This is a genomic window from Flavobacterium sp. CF108, from assembly GCF_900129795.1.
In the GTDB taxonomy this organism is placed as follows: domain Bacteria; phylum Bacteroidota; class Bacteroidia; order Flavobacteriales; family Flavobacteriaceae; genus Flavobacterium.
Window position 1 is genome coordinate 369053 of sequence record NZ_FQWW01000007.1, and the last position, 14697, is coordinate 383749.

The following is a 14697-nucleotide window of genomic DNA, read 5'->3' on the forward strand; positions in this document are numbered from 1 at the left end:
TTAAAAAGATGAAAAATAGATATATAAAAATATTTTGTGTCGCAATTGTTAGTGTATTGACATTAGCTTCATGTGATAAAGGATTCGAAGAAATGAATAAGAATCCAAATGCTTTAACAGATCCGGCTGTAAAATCAATGTTTACACTTGCTGAGATCTATGTTGACGGACAGGATTTTTCTAATACCAGAGGAAATAACTTATACGCAGCGCAAATTGTACAACAGTTTTCTTCACTTGGAGGACCAGGTTCTAAGTACACGTATTCTTCTGAATATTCAGCGGCACTTTTTGGAGAAACATACGGAAAAGGATTAAATCAGATTTTCCAATTATTATCTGTAGTAGACAATACTCCTGAAAATTCAAACATGATTCAGGCATGTAGAATCATGAAAGTTTTCTTGTTCCAAAAATTGACAGATACGTATGGTGAAGTTCCTTATTTCGACGCTGGAAAAGGATATAACGGAAACGTTTTTTCTCCAAAATATGATACACAAGAAGCGATCTACAATGATCTTTTAAAAGAATTAGATGAAGCAGGAACTGCTTTAGATGCGACTAAACCTTTTGTAGGCAATGCCGATTTGTACTACCAAAGTGATGTAGCAAGATGGAAAAAATTAGCAAACTCTTTAATGCTTAGAGTAGCGATGCGTTTGTCTAAAGTAAATCCTGCGAAAGCAAAAGAATATGTAGAAAAAGCGTACTCAAAAGGAGTTTTTACTTCAAACGATGACAGTTTAGTTTTAAAACATGATGCAGGTCCTGCTGGGGTTAAAACAAATCCAATTACTTCTTCATGGGTTAGAAATGACTTAAATGGTGGAGAATCAAACATCAAATTCAGTAAAACATTTATCGATTTATTGAAAAATACAAACGATCCACGTTTAAGAATTTATGCAAAACTTGAAGCAACTGGAGATAACAACCCTGCAAGTCAGCAAGGTTTGGCAAATGATGCTAAAGAATTTCCGGGAGGAGACAAAAAACTTTTCTCAGATCCTAATACATCAACAGTATTACGTTTAGACGCACCTACATTAATTATGTCTTATGCAGAAGTTCAATTTATATTGGCAGAAGCTTCAGTAAAAGGATGGAGTGTTGGCGGATCTGCACAGACTTATTACGACAACGGAGTAAGAGCTGCCATGAACGTTTTAACGATTTTTGGAGATAAAGTACCTGCTGTTACACCTGCAGAATACAACATTTACATCACAACGTATCCTTTTAAAACTGCTGGAACAGATGCACAAAAAATCGAGCAGATTATTACTCAAAAATGGATTGTTTTATTGTTCAATGGTTTTGAAGCATTTTCAGAATACAGAAGAACAGGTTACCCAGTATTAGTTCCGGTTAATGACCCAACAGGAGATACTCAGGGAACTATTCCAAGAAGATTAATTTATGATCAGTCAGAGCTTGTAACAAACGGGGCTAATTATAGAGAAGCAATTCAACGTCAAGGTTTAGATTTAATGACCACTAGAATCTGGTGGGATAAATAATTTTTAAATTGGTTGGTTAGTTAAAATAAGTCGGGTACTGAGCATGCCCGGCTTATTTTTAAATCTCTTTATGAATGCGCCAATAACAATCAGTATTAAACGAGTCTGATTTATTGATTTAAAAACCTTTTTTTTCGCAGCCGCAAAGAGTGCTTCTGCTGAAAAAGATGGGATTGTTTTCAAAAATTAAAAAAATCTCAGAACAATACAGATGTTTTAAAGTTCATTGATAATCAGAATTAAAATAACTTAATCTGCATCAAATTAAAATAATACATAAGGCAGTAGTAAAGGAAAATATTTCTAGTTGTTTTTTGAGTTAATAGCAAAAAAATAAATTCTGAGGAGAAGGAATAACTTTAGTACGTTCAATTCCTTCTCTAAACTGCCAAATGATTAAATAGTTGTACCTTTTTTAGTAACTTTAAAAGGTATAAAAAGCATTAGAATAAAATGAATTTTCAAACAAAACTTCTTGGGTTAATCTTCCTTTGTCTTTCAAATTTTTCATTGACTGCCCTTGCACAAAATGTTGATTTGAAGAACAATTGGAGTTATCGGGAAGAAAAAACACAAAAGTGGTTTCCAGCGACAGTTCCGGGCGAAATCCATACCGATTTACTGAACAATAAATTAATTCCGGATCCATTTTACAGGGACAACGAAAAAAAGTTATTGTGGATAGAACTTAAAAACTGGGAATATAAAACCACATTTAAGGCAACAGCAGCAATGCTGAAAAAGAAAAACACAGAATTGGTTTTTGACGGATTAGATACGTATGCATCTGTATACCTAAATAATCAACTGGTTTTAAAAGCCGATAATATGTTTCGTCAATGGCGTGTTGATGTTAAAAAAGTACTCAAATCTGGCGATAATAATTTAGTTATAGTATTTCAATCGGCACAAAATGTTGCTGATTCACTTGCTAAAAAAGATCTGCCATTTAAAATTCCGGACAATCCTCGTGCTTATGTTCGCAAAGCGCAGTATCATTTTGGATGGGATTGGGGACCAAAATTCACAACCTGCGGAATATGGAAAATACCTAGACTTGAGGCTTATAACGAAAAAATTCCAGAGAAACCATACGTTCTTAATCGTAAAATTGAATTAGTACAAGAACCGGATAGTCTTGGCCGATCTTTTTATTTTAAAATAGATGGAAAACCGGTTTATATGAAAGGTGCTAATTATATTCCGTCAGATGCATTTCTTTCTCGCGTAACCAAAAAAGAATACGAAAAAGTAATTTTATCTGCCAAAGATGCCAATATGAATATGCTTCGTGTTTGGGGCGGCGGAATTTATGAAGATGATTATTTCTATGATTTATGCGATAAATACGGCATCAATGTCTGGCAGGATTTTATGTTTGCTGGCACAATGGTTCCCGGCGATAAAGCATTTTTTGATAATGTAAAAGAAGAAGTACAATATCAGGTAAAACGTCTGCGTCATCATCCAAGTATCGTTTTGTGGTGCGGTAATAACGAATCAGACGAAGCCTTTAAAAACTGGGGATGGATGAGAAGCATGAAATTGTCAAAACAAGATTCAACCCGTTTGTGGCACGATTACGTTCGTTTATTTCAGGATAGTATTCCAAAATGGGTTAAAGAAGTCGATGATAAACGTCCGTACTTAAGTTCTTCACCTTTACATCATTGGTCCAAACAAAAAAGTATTACAGAAGGCGACAGTCATTATTGGGGTTTATGGTGGGGATTAGAAGATATTGAAGCAACACAGAAAAAAACAGGACGATTTGTGAGCGAATATGGAATGTTGTCTATGCCGAATTATTCTTCTACAGAAAATTTTACATTGCCGGAAGACCGACATTTATATTCAGATGTAATAAATGCACATCAAAAATCAGGCAAAGGATTTATAAAACTGAATTCGTATTTGAACCGATATTTTATCGATTCAACCAAAATAAAAAAGATGAATGTGGAAGATTATACGTATCTGACACAATGTTTACAATATTATTCGATAAAAAATATTGTAGGTATTCATCGGTCTAAAGCGCCTTATAATATGGGAACTTTAGTCTGGCAGTTAAACGATTGCTGGCCCGTTGCAAGCTGGAGCATAACAGATTATGAAAACCGACAGCCAAAAGCGGCCTGGTATGCCATTCGGGAAGCTTACAGAGATGATAAAACGCCAGAAATTGATCTTACACGCCCAATAGATTTAAAATTAGAAGACCCGAAAATAAGCTGGCAGATAAAAGGAAATAAAGTAATTTTAAAAGCCCAAAAGCAGGCAAAATATGTTTATATTTCCATGAAAAGATACACCGGAAAATGGAGCGATAATTATATAGATTTAGCCGCCGGAGAAGAGAAAATAATTTCATTTGAAGGGAAAATTGTTAACCCAGAGATTAAGGTTTTTTCATTATATGAGGTTTTAGGAAGGTACTAAGATGCTAAGATTCTAAGTTGCTAAGAAAGTGACAAAGTGACAAAGCGACAAAGGTTTTCCGTAGAGACGCACAGCTGTGCATCTCCGCAAAGAAATTAAAAAACATTCGTGTAAATCCGTTTAATCCGTGTCGTCCGTGGGCTAAACCAATATAATAAAAGCGACAAAGATTTTCCGTAGAGGCGCACAGCAGTGCGTCTAACACAAAGAAATTAAAAAAACATTTGCGTCAATCTGTTTAATCCGTTCCATCAGTGGGCTAAAACAATACGCAATCAAAAATAAAAATACATGAGAATAATATTTAGCGGCTTTTTAGCTTTAAGCCTATTTTTTGCCAATCCAGTAATATCACAGCATAAAAAGGCAAAACCAACAAAACAACTAAAACAAACGGATATAAATTACACACAATATGTAAATCCGTTGATAGGTTCTGCGGGTCACGGTCACGTATTTGTTGGTGCAAATGTTCCGTTTGGAGCTGTGCAGTTAGGGCCAGTAAATGTTTTTGAAGGCTGGGATTGGTGCAGCGGATATAATTATGCGAGTAATACAATTTTAGGTTTTACGCATACACACTTAAGCGGAACAGGAATTGGCGATTTAAATGATATTTTGCTTTTGCCAGTTTCAGGAAAAGCAGCACTTACCAAAGGAACAAAAGAAGACATGACAACTGGTTATGGCTCTTACTTCTCCCATAATAACGAAATTGTTAAACCTGGATATTACAGCGTTTTATTAGATAAATACAACATCAAAGCAGAATTAACGGCGAGCGAAAGAGTAGGTTTTCATAAATACACTTTCAACTCAGATGATGATGCTCATGTTTTAGTAGACCTTGCAGACGGAATTGGTTGGGACAGACCCGTAAAAACCTTTATAAGAAAAGTTGATGAAACTAAAATTGAAGGTTATCGTTATTCAGCAGGCTGGGCGGCAGATCAGCGTATTTATTTTGCCATGGAATTTTCTGAACCAATTGCAAATATTGCTTTACACGACAGTACCGCAGTAGTAAGAGGTAATGGAGGCGAAGGTTTAAAAATGAAAGCGGTATTAGATTTTGCAGCCTTAAAAAATAAACAAGTTCTGGTAAAAGTTGGAATATCTCCAGTAAGTTCAGAGAACGCCGCAGCGAATATAAAAGCCGAGATTCCGAATTGGGATTTTGATAAAACAGCAAAAGAAGCCAATTCAAAATGGAATAAAGAACTTAATAAAATTCAGATAAAAGGAGACGAAAAAACAATGAAAGTTTTTTATACTTCCTTGTATCACACCATGTTTGCACCATCAATTTTCAATGATGCCAACGGAGATTATCTGGGAGCAGATAAAAAAGTTTACGAAAAAGCGAATTTTACAAACTACACTACTTTTTCACTTTGGGATACGTATCGCGGTCTGCATCCTTTATATACCATTACACAGCCGGAAAAAATTAATGATATTGTTAAATCATTTTTGGCAATTTATCAGCAGCAAGGAAGATTACCGGTTTGGCATTTAATGGGTAATGAAACCAACACAATGAACGGAAATCATTCAATTGCCGTTATTGTTGATGCCTACTTAAAAGGATACCGTGATTATGATACCGAATTAGCTTACGAAGCCATCAAAAAAACAGCCATGCAAACTCGCGACGGAATGGATTATGTTCAAAAATTAGAATATATCCCAGCCGATAAAATGCTGGAATCTGTTGGAAATGCTTTGGAATATGCAATTGATGATTACTGCATTGCACAAATGGCAAAAGCCTTAAATAAAACAGAAGATTACGCTTATTTCACCAAAAGAGCCAATTTATACAAGCTTTATTTTGATAAAGAAACCACTTTCATGAGAGGTAAATTAACCAATGGAAAATGGAGAACACCATTTAATCCGCTTTCATCAGCACACCGAAAAGATGATTATGTAGAAGGAAATGCGTGGCAGTATACTTGGTTGGTTCCTCAGGATCCGTATGGTTTAATCGATTTGTTTGGAAGTGAAGAAAGCTTTTTAAACAAACTAGATGCTCTGTTTTTAATAACTGATAAAGTTGAAGGAGAAGATGTTTCACCAGATATCAGCGGTTTAATTGGACAGTACGCTCATGGAAATGAACCAAATCATCATATTCCGTATTTGTATGCTTTTGCAGGACAGCCTTGGAAAACAGCAAAATTAATCCGTGAAATTGATGATAAATTCTACTCCACAAAACCAGACGGATTATGCGGTAATGAAGATTTAGGCCAAATGTCGGCTTGGTATGTTTTATCTTCAATGGGATTTTATTCTGTAAATCCTGCAAACGGAATTTACGTTTTAGGAAGCCCGTTAGTAAATACTGCTGTTATAAATTATAAAAAAGGAATTTCATTTACCATAAATGCAATTAATAATAGTGCAGATAACATCTATATTCAAAGTGCTGAGTATAACGGACAACCGTATACAAAATCATATATCACACAGGAAATGATAGCTCAAGGGGGAGACTTGAAATTATATATGGGAAGCAAACCTTCCTTGACATTTGGAGTAAAGAAAGAGAATAGACCTAACTGATTTTAGATTTAAGAGTTTAGATTTTAGATTTAAGAAGTAAGACCATTCATTTTCCTGCAAGGTTTTAAAAACCTTGTAGGTATAAATTTAAAGTTCAGTTTAAAGCCTAAAGCTTAAAGCGTATGGCATAAAAAGTAAAAACTATGAAAATAAAAAGTTTAATTTTTTTTGGATTAATACAGTATTGCATTTCTGTAAATGCACAAGTTAAAGAACCCGTAGAATATGTAAACCCGTTAATGGGAACACAGTCGCTGCATAATCTTTCAAACGGAAATACCTATCCCGCAATCTGCAGACCTTGGGGAATGAATTTCTGGACACCACAAACCGGTAAAATGGGCGACGGATGGGCGTATACCTATACCGCAGAAAAAATAAGAGGATTTAAGCAAACGCATCAACCTTCACCGTGGATGAACGATTACGGTCAGTTTTCAATTATGCCCGTTACAGGTAAAGTGGCTTTCGCCGAAGATGAACGTGCAAGTTGGTTTAGTCATAAAGCAGAAGTTTCAAAACCGTATTATTACAGCGTTTACTTGGCAGATTATGATGTAACAACAGAAATTACAACAACAGAACGAGCAGCACATTTTCAGATTACATTTCCAGAAAACGAAAAGTCTTCAATTGTAATAGATGCTTTCGACAAAGGATCATATATCAAAATAATTCCGTCAGAAAATAAAATTATTGGCTATACAACCCGTAATAGCGGCGGTGTTCCTCAAAATTTCAAAAACTATTTTGTATTAGTATTTGATAAACCATTTGCAGCCAATTCTACATGGATTGATAAAGTCCTGACAAAAGATAAATTAGAAGCAGTTGGACTTCACACAGGCGCAATAGTTGAATTTAAAACCAAAAAAGGAGAAAAAGTTAACGTAAAAGTGGCTTCTTCTTTTATAAGCCCAGAACAGGCGGAACTGACTTTAAAGAACGAATTAGGTGCAGCATCTTTCGATGAAACTTTAGCACAATCTAAAAACGAATGGAATAAAGTTTTAGGAAAAATTACGGTTGAAGATACAAACGAAGATCAGTTAAAAACTTTCTATTCTTGCTTATACCGCACCGTTTGTTTTCCACAAAAACAATATGAAATAAATAAAGAAGGCCAAATTGTGCATTACAGCCCGTATAACGGAAAAGTTCTGCCTGGATATATGTATGCAGGAACAGGCTTTTGGGATACTTTCCGCGCCTTATATCCTTTGCTAAATTTAGTTTATCCTTCTATAAATAAAGAAATGCAGGAAGGTTTAATAAACGATTATAAAGAAGGTGGATTTTTACCGGAATGGTCAAGTCCGGGCTTTAGAAACGTTATGGTTGGGAATAATTCTGCCTCTGTAGTTTCTGATGCTTATATGAAAGGATTACGCGGTTATGACATTAATACTTTATACGAAGCTTTACAGCACGGAGCTAATAACGAAGGCCCGCTGGAAGCCGTAGGCAGAAAAGGAGTACAGTATTATAATACTTTAGGATATGTTCCTTACGATGTTGAGATTAACGAAAATGCAGCCAGAACGCTTGAATATGCTTATGATGATTTTGCAATCTGGAAATTAGCCAAAGCTTTAGATCGCCCGAAAAAAGAAATTAATCTGCTTGAAAAGCGAATGATGAATTATAAAAAGTTATTTAATCCATCTATCGGATTAATGAGCGGACGTAATAAAGACGGAAGTTTTCCACTCAATTTTAATCCGTTTAAGTGGGGAGATGCTTTTACAGAAGGAAACAGCTGGCATTACAGCTGGAGTGTGTTTCATGACATTCAGGGTTTAATTGATTTGATGGGCGGAGAGAAAAAATTTACTGCAAAATTAGATGCTGTATTTACAACTCCTCCGGTTTTTGATGATACTTATTATGGAGCAGTTATTCACGAAATAAGAGAAATGCAAATCATGAATATGGGACAATACGCACACGGAAATCAGCCAATTCAGCACATGATTTATTTATATAATTATGCTGGCGAGCCTTGGAAAACGCAATATTGGTCAAGAGAAGTGATGAACCGTTTGTACAAACCAACTCCTGATGGATATTGCGGTGATGAAGATAACGGACAGACTTCTGCCTGGTATATTTTCTCTGCAATGGGATTTTATCCGGTTTGTCCGGCAACAGAAGAATACGTTTTGGGTGCACCATTATTTAAGAAAACAACTTTACAGCTTGAAAACGGAAAACAGCTTATTATAAACGCTCCAAATAATTCAGATGTAAGCAAGTATGTAAATGAATTGAAATGGGATAATTCATCTTATACTAAAAACTATATCAATCATTTTGATGTATTAAAAGGCGGAGAATTGAATTTTGATATGACAAGTTCTCCAAATTTAAAAAGAGGTACAACATCAGAGGCGTATCCATATTCTTATTCAACTTCAAAGTAAAATTTATGCAGTCACGTAGAAAATTTATAAAAAATACAGGAATTTTTTCCGCAGGATTATTAGCGCTTCAAACCGATGTTTTTGGACTTAATTCAGATGCATTTCAGTTTCCTTTAAAAGATTTCATTAGCAAAAGACCTCCGCTTGCCGAAAGAAAATTTACAAGTAAAGCAGTCGAAGCGGCAATTGTGAGAATCAAAAAACAAATAGCAAATCCAGAATTGGCATGGTTATTTGAAAACTGTTTTCCAAATACATTAGACACTACAGTCGATTTTGAAATCATCGACGGAAAACCCGATACGTATGTAATTACGGGAGATATTGATGCAATGTGGCTGCGTGACAGTACAGCACAGATTTGGCCTTATATTCCATTTGTAACAGAAGATCCAAAACTGGCAGAATTAGTAAAAGGAGTAATCAATCGTCAGGCGAAATGTATTTTGCTTGATCCTTATGCAAATGCTTTTTATAAAGATTTTACCAAAGAAAGCGAATGGAAAAATGACCTTACCAAAATGCAGCCCGGAATTCACGAAAGAAAATGGGAAATTGACAGTTTGTGTTATCCCGTTCGATTAGCGCACGGCTATTGGAAAGAAACCGGAGACATTAGTTTGTTTGATGCAAAATGGAAAGAAGCGATGCTTTTGATTCTGCAGACTTTTAAAGAGCAGCAAAGACTGGATGGAAAAGGCGGCCCGTATAGTTTTCAGCGTCAAACGGCTTGGGCTACAGACGGAGTTCCGTTAGGCGGTTATGGCTATCCTGTAAAACCTTGTGGATTAATCGTTTCTACTTTTAGACCAAGTGACGACAGTACTTTGTTTGGGTATTTAATTCCAAGCAATATGTTTGCGATTGAAATATTAGGTTATTTAATCGAGATTTTCTCTTTACCAGCTTTAAAAGACAATGATTTAGTCGCCAAAGCTACTGAGTTAAGAGATCAGGTTCAAAAAGGTTTAAAAGAAAACGGAATCATTGAACATCCAAAATTCGGAAAAATCATTGCTTTTGAAGTAAACGGATTCGGAAGTTTCCACATGATGGATGATGCCAATGTTCCTTCATTATTGTCATTACCTTATTTAGGTGCGATTGCTCCAAATGATCCTTTATATCTAAATACACGTAAAGTAGTATTATCAGAAAACAATCCGTTTTTCTATAAAGGAAAAGCCGGAGAAGGAATTGGAGGCCCACATACCGGAGTTGATACCATTTGGCCAATGAGTATTGTTTTGAGAGCGATTACAAGTGTAGACGAAAATGAAATTAAAACTTGCATCAGCAATTTGATTAAAACAAATGCCGATACCGGATTTATGCACGAATCCTTTCATAAAGATGATGTAAACAAATTTACCCGTAAATGGTTTGCATGGGCAAATACATTATTTGGAGAAATGATTGTGCACACGAGTATTCATTACCCTCAAATTTTAAAAGAAAAAATATCTAGTACTAAAAGTTAAACGATTAAAAATGAACACATCATATGCCATAGGGCTAGATATAGGAGGAACACATATTACCGCAGCAGTTATCAATAAAACAGAAATGAAAGTCATGGAACTTTCATTATATAAAGAATCATTTGACTCTAATTTACCAGTAAATCAAGTAATAACTATTTGGAAAAAAGTCATTAATACAGCAATTGAAAATTCAAAAGTTGAAAATATTACAGGAATTGCTGTTTGCATGCCCGGCCCATTTGATTATGAAAAAGGGATCTGCTGGATTAAAGATCAATCTAAATACGAACATTTTTACGGATTGAATGTTAGAGAATTACTTTTAGAAAGTCTTAATTTTCCAAATGATTTTCCGGTGCTTTTTGAAAATGACGCTGTTTGTTTTGGAAAAGGAGAAGTTTTTAAGCAACAGGAAAATCTTTCTAAAAAGGTAATGGCAGTTACTTTAGGTACAGGTTTAGGAGCTTGTTTTATTGATAAAGGAGTTTCGATAAGTACAGGAAATCAGGTGCCAACAGATGGAGAAATTTACAATCTTGAATATAAAGAAGGGATTGCCGAAGATTATGTTTCTGTGAGAGGTCTTTTGTCTCATTATAAAACATTAAGTGGTTTTACGCTCAAGAATGGTTTAGAGCTTTATGATTTAGCTGTTAGTGGAGATCAGCAAGCTGTGAAAGTATTCGAAACCATGGGTAAAGATTTAGCCGAAGTTGTAATTCCGTGGATAAAGAATTTCTCGGCAGAGCGTATTATTATTGGCGGTAAAATTGCCAATGCAAGTGATTTGTTTCTGTCTACATTTAATAAAACTGTAAAAGAATCAGGTTTAGAAACACAGGTTTCTATTTCTACAGATAATGAAATTGCAGCTTTATTAGGAGCAGTAAGTTTTCTTCGCGATTAGACTAAAACAAAACAAAACGGATGAGCAATTACTCATCCGTTTTGTTTTATTATTTCTATTTAAATTATTTTAAACCTTCTTTAATTGTCTGAACAAAAGCTTCAACAGGCTGAGCGCCCGAAACTGCATATTTTCGATCAAAAACAAAAAATGGAACTCCCTGCACGCCAATTTCCTGCGCTTCTTTAATATCGCTTTGAACTTCTTTTAAATATAAACTTTCGCTTTCCAGAACTTCCAAAACATCATCTTTGTTTAATCCTGCTTTTTCAGCTAATTCAATTAAAGTTGGACCGTCATTTAAGTCTCTTCCTTCTGTAAAATAAGCTTTAAAGAAGATTTCCTCCATCTCGTCGCCTAATTTTTTAGTTTTAGCCAATTGAATAATTCTATGCGCTTCTAAAGAATTTGAAATAACCGCTTTATCAAAGTTATAATCTAAGCCTGCACTTTTAGCACGTTCTGCGACACCTTTATGCATTTCTCTTGATTGTTCAACAGACATGCCTTTTCGTTCCGCTAAATACGTGTAAACGTCTTTTTCTGGTTGTGGCGTAATAGTTGGATCAAGCTGAAAGCTTTTCCATTCAATTTCAAAATCATTATTTGGAAATTCAGCCAAAGCCGTTTCCAACTGTCTTTTTCCGATATAACAAAACGGACACATGATGTCCGACCAAATTTCTATTTTCATAAGTGCAAAGTTAAAGAAAAATTTGTTTCAGGTTTGAAGTTTCAGGTTGCATAGCTTGTGGAATTTTTTAACGCAAAGCACGCTAAGATTTTTTGATATAGATTGTATTCAGAATTCGCTAAGTTCGCAAAGCTATATCAACACAAAGCTTTGCGAACTTAACGGTTTTATAAACCTAGCTTATTATAAAAAACTTAGCGCGCTTTGCGTTAAAAAACTGCATAAAGTTTGTAGCAGTGTTTTGCACTGCAGTTGAAATTGCTTCGTTCCACGCAATGATGCATTTGTCTGCTTTGAAGTTTATTTTTATGATAAAAGAAAAATCCTTTTCATATGTAAAAAACAAGTATTTTTAGTACAAAAGTCAGTGGAAAACTAATTTGTTGATTTAGATGTAATTATAAAATTTATTATGAAGAAAAACATTATCTATTTTTTATTGATCTTACTTTCAGCCAATTCTAATGCCCAGATTAGAGGTTTTATTGATTTATCGTTTTATCGGCATACTGATTTTCAAGGTTCTAGTTATATTCAGGGTGGGTTAGGTTTAGAAGCTAAAGTATACAAGTTCTTAAAACCTGAGTTTGGGGTAACTTATTATTATGGAACTCTCGAAGATTATAATAAAACAGATGCTGTTGGAAACATCACAAGTGTTGCAAAAGTAAATGCAAAAGCTTTAAATTTTGGATTTACGCCTAAAATATGTCTTTCTTGTGGCGAATATAGTGCTGGAGATGTTCTTCTTCAAATTCTTCCTACGTATAATATATCAAGAATCGAAGCTCAGCAGAATTATACCACAATCAACCAGAATAATCCATCTCAATCGAAAACCAAAAAGGATATTGTTACAGAATGGCAGCAATCTGTAGGTATTGGACTTGGTATAGATATTATTCTTTCAGATAAAAATTATGATTCTTTGGCGATCAATCTATATTATACTGGTGTGAATATGGGAAAAGCGATAGGTGAAGTAGAAAGTACCAATACAAGATACGACAGCCGCACTTTAGGATTTGGATTGAACTATTATTTTGGTTTCAAGAAGAAAGATTAAAAGGCTGGTGAATTGTTTCAGGTTTAAAGTTTCAGGTTTCAGGTTGAAATGCGATTAAACTTTGTGCTGATTTTTAACGCAAAGCACGCTAAGATTTTTTTAAGTTAGGTTTTTATAAAACCGCTAAGTTCGCAAAGCTATATCAACACAAAGCTTTGCGAACTTAGCGCATTGTAAATACAGTCTATATCAAAAAAAACTTAGCGTGCTTTGCGTTAAATTTCACAACGAACCTGAAACATGAAACCTAAAACTTGAAACAAAAACCATCAAAAATAAAAAACCGCAACTCTTTTAAAGAATTGCGGTTTCTAGGTATAAAAAATGGTTGGTTAATAGCGATATTTTTTTTTACAATGATATGTCTTTAATTTCAAATTTAAAAAAATCCCTGTAACAAAAAGAAGTTTTGATGTTAACTATTTAACATTACCGGCATTACCAACATTGTTACCGTTTCACCTTCTTCTAAACCGTCTGCAGGCGTTAAAATTCCGGCTCTATTTGGTAATGACATCTCTAACATAATCACATCAGATTGAAGGTTTGTCAGCATTTCGATTAAGAAACGGGAGTTAAAACCAATTTGTAAATCATCACCTTGATAATCACAAGTCAATCTTTCTTCTGCTTTGTTTGAGTAATCGATATCTTCAGCAGAAACATTTAATTCAGCTCCTGCAATTTTTAAACGAATTTGGTGTGTAGTTTTGTTTGAGAAAATCGCAACACGACGAACAGAGCTTAAAAATAAAGAACGATCAATTAATAATTTGTTTGGATTTTCTTTTGGAATTACCGCTTCGTAATTAGGGTATTTTCCGTCGATTAAACGACACATTAAGATATAATTGTCAAATGAGAAAGTCGCATTTGAATCGTTATATTCAATTTTTACTTCAGCATCAGAACTTCCTAAAATACTTTTTAAGATATTTAAAGGTTTCTTTGGCATAATAAAATCAGCAACCTGAGACGCTTTTACATCTGCACGAGCGTATTTTACTAATTTATGAGCATCTGTAGCAACAAAAGTTAAACCTTCTGGAGAAAACTGAAAAAATACTCCAGACATTACCGGACGTAAATCATCGTTTCCGGCAGCGAAGATCGTTTTACTTACAGCAGTTGCCAAAACATCAGCAGGAACTAAAGTTACAGACGGATCTTCAAGATTTACAGACTTAGGAAATTCTTCTCCGGCTGCGTATGCTAATGCATATTTACCTGAGTTAGAACTAATTTCAACTGTATTGTTGTCTGCAACAGTAAAAGTTAAAGGCTGCTCTGGAAATGTTTTTAAAATTTCAAGTAAAAGTTTTGCCGGTACAGCAACGCTTCCTTTACTTTTAGAATCGATTGATAATGTAGCCGACATTGTCGTTTCAAGATCTGAAGCCGAAACAGTCAACTCACTATTGTTTAGTTCAAATAAAAAGTTGTCTAAAATAGGCAACGTATTGTTACTGTTAATTACACTACCTAAAACTTGTAATTGTTTTAATAAGTACGAACTCGATACTATAAATTTCATCTCTTTTGTTTTATTTTTTGAGGTAATGCCGAGCATTTAGGCGCTGGGCATAC

Annotated in this window: 9 protein-coding genes; 7 read left to right on the forward strand and 2 right to left on the reverse strand. The window is 34.6% G+C overall.

What is annotated here, in order from left to right; all coding sequences use genetic code 11:
• Positions 1-8 precede the first annotated feature (8 nt).
• From BUE10_RS19590 to BUE10_RS19620, 6 genes are all read left to right on the forward strand, one after another.
• Positions 9-1523, forward strand: a complete 1515-nt coding sequence (locus BUE10_RS19590; RefSeq protein WP_073487885.1) for a SusD/RagB family nutrient-binding outer membrane lipoprotein — start codon at positions 9-11, stop codon at positions 1521-1523.
• 453 nt (positions 1524-1976) lie between these two features.
• Complete coding sequence (locus tag BUE10_RS19600; RefSeq protein WP_073487889.1) at positions 1977-3965, forward strand: beta-mannosidase; 1989 nt, start codon at positions 1977-1979, stop codon at positions 3963-3965.
• A 291-nt stretch (positions 3966-4256) separates the two neighbouring features.
• Positions 4257-6536, forward strand: coding sequence for a GH92 family glycosyl hydrolase (locus tag BUE10_RS19605; protein WP_073487891.1), 2280 nt, complete (start codon positions 4257-4259; stop codon positions 6534-6536).
• Positions 6537-6679: 143 nt separating this feature from the next.
• The gene (locus tag BUE10_RS19610) at positions 6680-8959 is read left to right on the forward strand and encodes a GH92 family glycosyl hydrolase (RefSeq protein ID WP_073487892.1); all 2280 of its coding nucleotides are present in this window, start codon (positions 6680-6682) and stop codon (positions 8957-8959) included.
• A gap of 5 nt (positions 8960-8964) precedes the next feature.
• On the forward strand, positions 8965-10440 hold the full coding sequence (locus tag BUE10_RS19615; protein WP_073487895.1) for a glycoside hydrolase family 125 protein: 1476 nt from the start codon (positions 8965-8967) through the stop codon (positions 10438-10440).
• A gap of 10 nt (positions 10441-10450) precedes the next feature.
• Entirely contained in the window at positions 10451-11350 is a 900-nt protein-coding gene (locus BUE10_RS19620) for an ROK family protein (RefSeq protein WP_073487897.1), read from the forward strand.
• Between the two features lie 64 nt (positions 11351-11414).
• Here BUE10_RS19620 and BUE10_RS19625 read toward each other — a convergent pair whose 3' ends face one another.
• Positions 11415-12044 (reverse strand): DsbA family oxidoreductase, encoded by a 630-nt coding sequence (locus BUE10_RS19625; RefSeq protein WP_073487899.1) that lies wholly within the window; start codon positions 12042-12044, stop codon positions 11415-11417.
• 412 nt (positions 12045-12456) lie between these two features.
• Between BUE10_RS19625 and BUE10_RS19630 the strand changes: the two genes are divergently transcribed.
• Positions 12457-13110: a hypothetical protein gene (locus BUE10_RS19630; protein ID WP_073487902.1), complete on the forward strand. Its 654-nt coding sequence runs from the start codon at positions 12457-12459 to the stop codon at positions 13108-13110.
• A gap of 415 nt (positions 13111-13525) precedes the next feature.
• On the opposite strand, the gene dnaN is transcribed toward BUE10_RS19630, so the two are convergent.
• Positions 13526-14644 carry a DNA polymerase III subunit beta gene (gene dnaN / locus BUE10_RS19635; RefSeq protein ID WP_053472764.1) on the reverse strand — a complete coding sequence of 373 codons (1119 nt, stop codon included), beginning with the start codon at positions 14642-14644 and terminating at the stop codon, positions 13526-13528.
• Between the last annotated feature and the right edge of the window lie 53 nt (positions 14645-14697).

What these genes read in the sequence shown, in the direction of transcription:
- dnaN (WP_053472764.1), bottom strand. Translation starts at nt 14,644, where the DNA reads ATGAAATTTATAGTATCGAGTTCGTACTTATTAAAACAATTACAAGTT.
- BUE10_RS19625 (WP_073487899.1), bottom strand. Translation starts at nt 12,044, where the DNA reads ATGAAAATAGAAATTTGGTCGGACATCATGTGTCCGTTTTGTTATATC.
- BUE10_RS19590 (WP_073487885.1), top strand. Translation starts at nt 9, where the DNA reads ATGAAAAATAGATATATAAAAATATTTTGTGTCGCAATTGTTAGTGTA.
- BUE10_RS19610 (WP_073487892.1), top strand. Translation starts at nt 6,680, where the DNA reads ATGAAAATAAAAAGTTTAATTTTTTTTGGATTAATACAGTATTGCATT.
- BUE10_RS19630 (WP_073487902.1), top strand. Translation starts at nt 12,457, where the DNA reads ATGAAGAAAAACATTATCTATTTTTTATTGATCTTACTTTCAGCCAAT.
- BUE10_RS19615 (WP_073487895.1), top strand. Translation starts at nt 8,965, where the DNA reads ATGCAGTCACGTAGAAAATTTATAAAAAATACAGGAATTTTTTCCGCA.
- BUE10_RS19620 (WP_073487897.1), top strand. Translation starts at nt 10,451, where the DNA reads ATGAACACATCATATGCCATAGGGCTAGATATAGGAGGAACACATATT.
- BUE10_RS19600 (WP_073487889.1), top strand. Translation starts at nt 1,977, where the DNA reads ATGAATTTTCAAACAAAACTTCTTGGGTTAATCTTCCTTTGTCTTTCA.
- BUE10_RS19605 (WP_073487891.1), top strand. Translation starts at nt 4,257, where the DNA reads ATGAGAATAATATTTAGCGGCTTTTTAGCTTTAAGCCTATTTTTTGCC.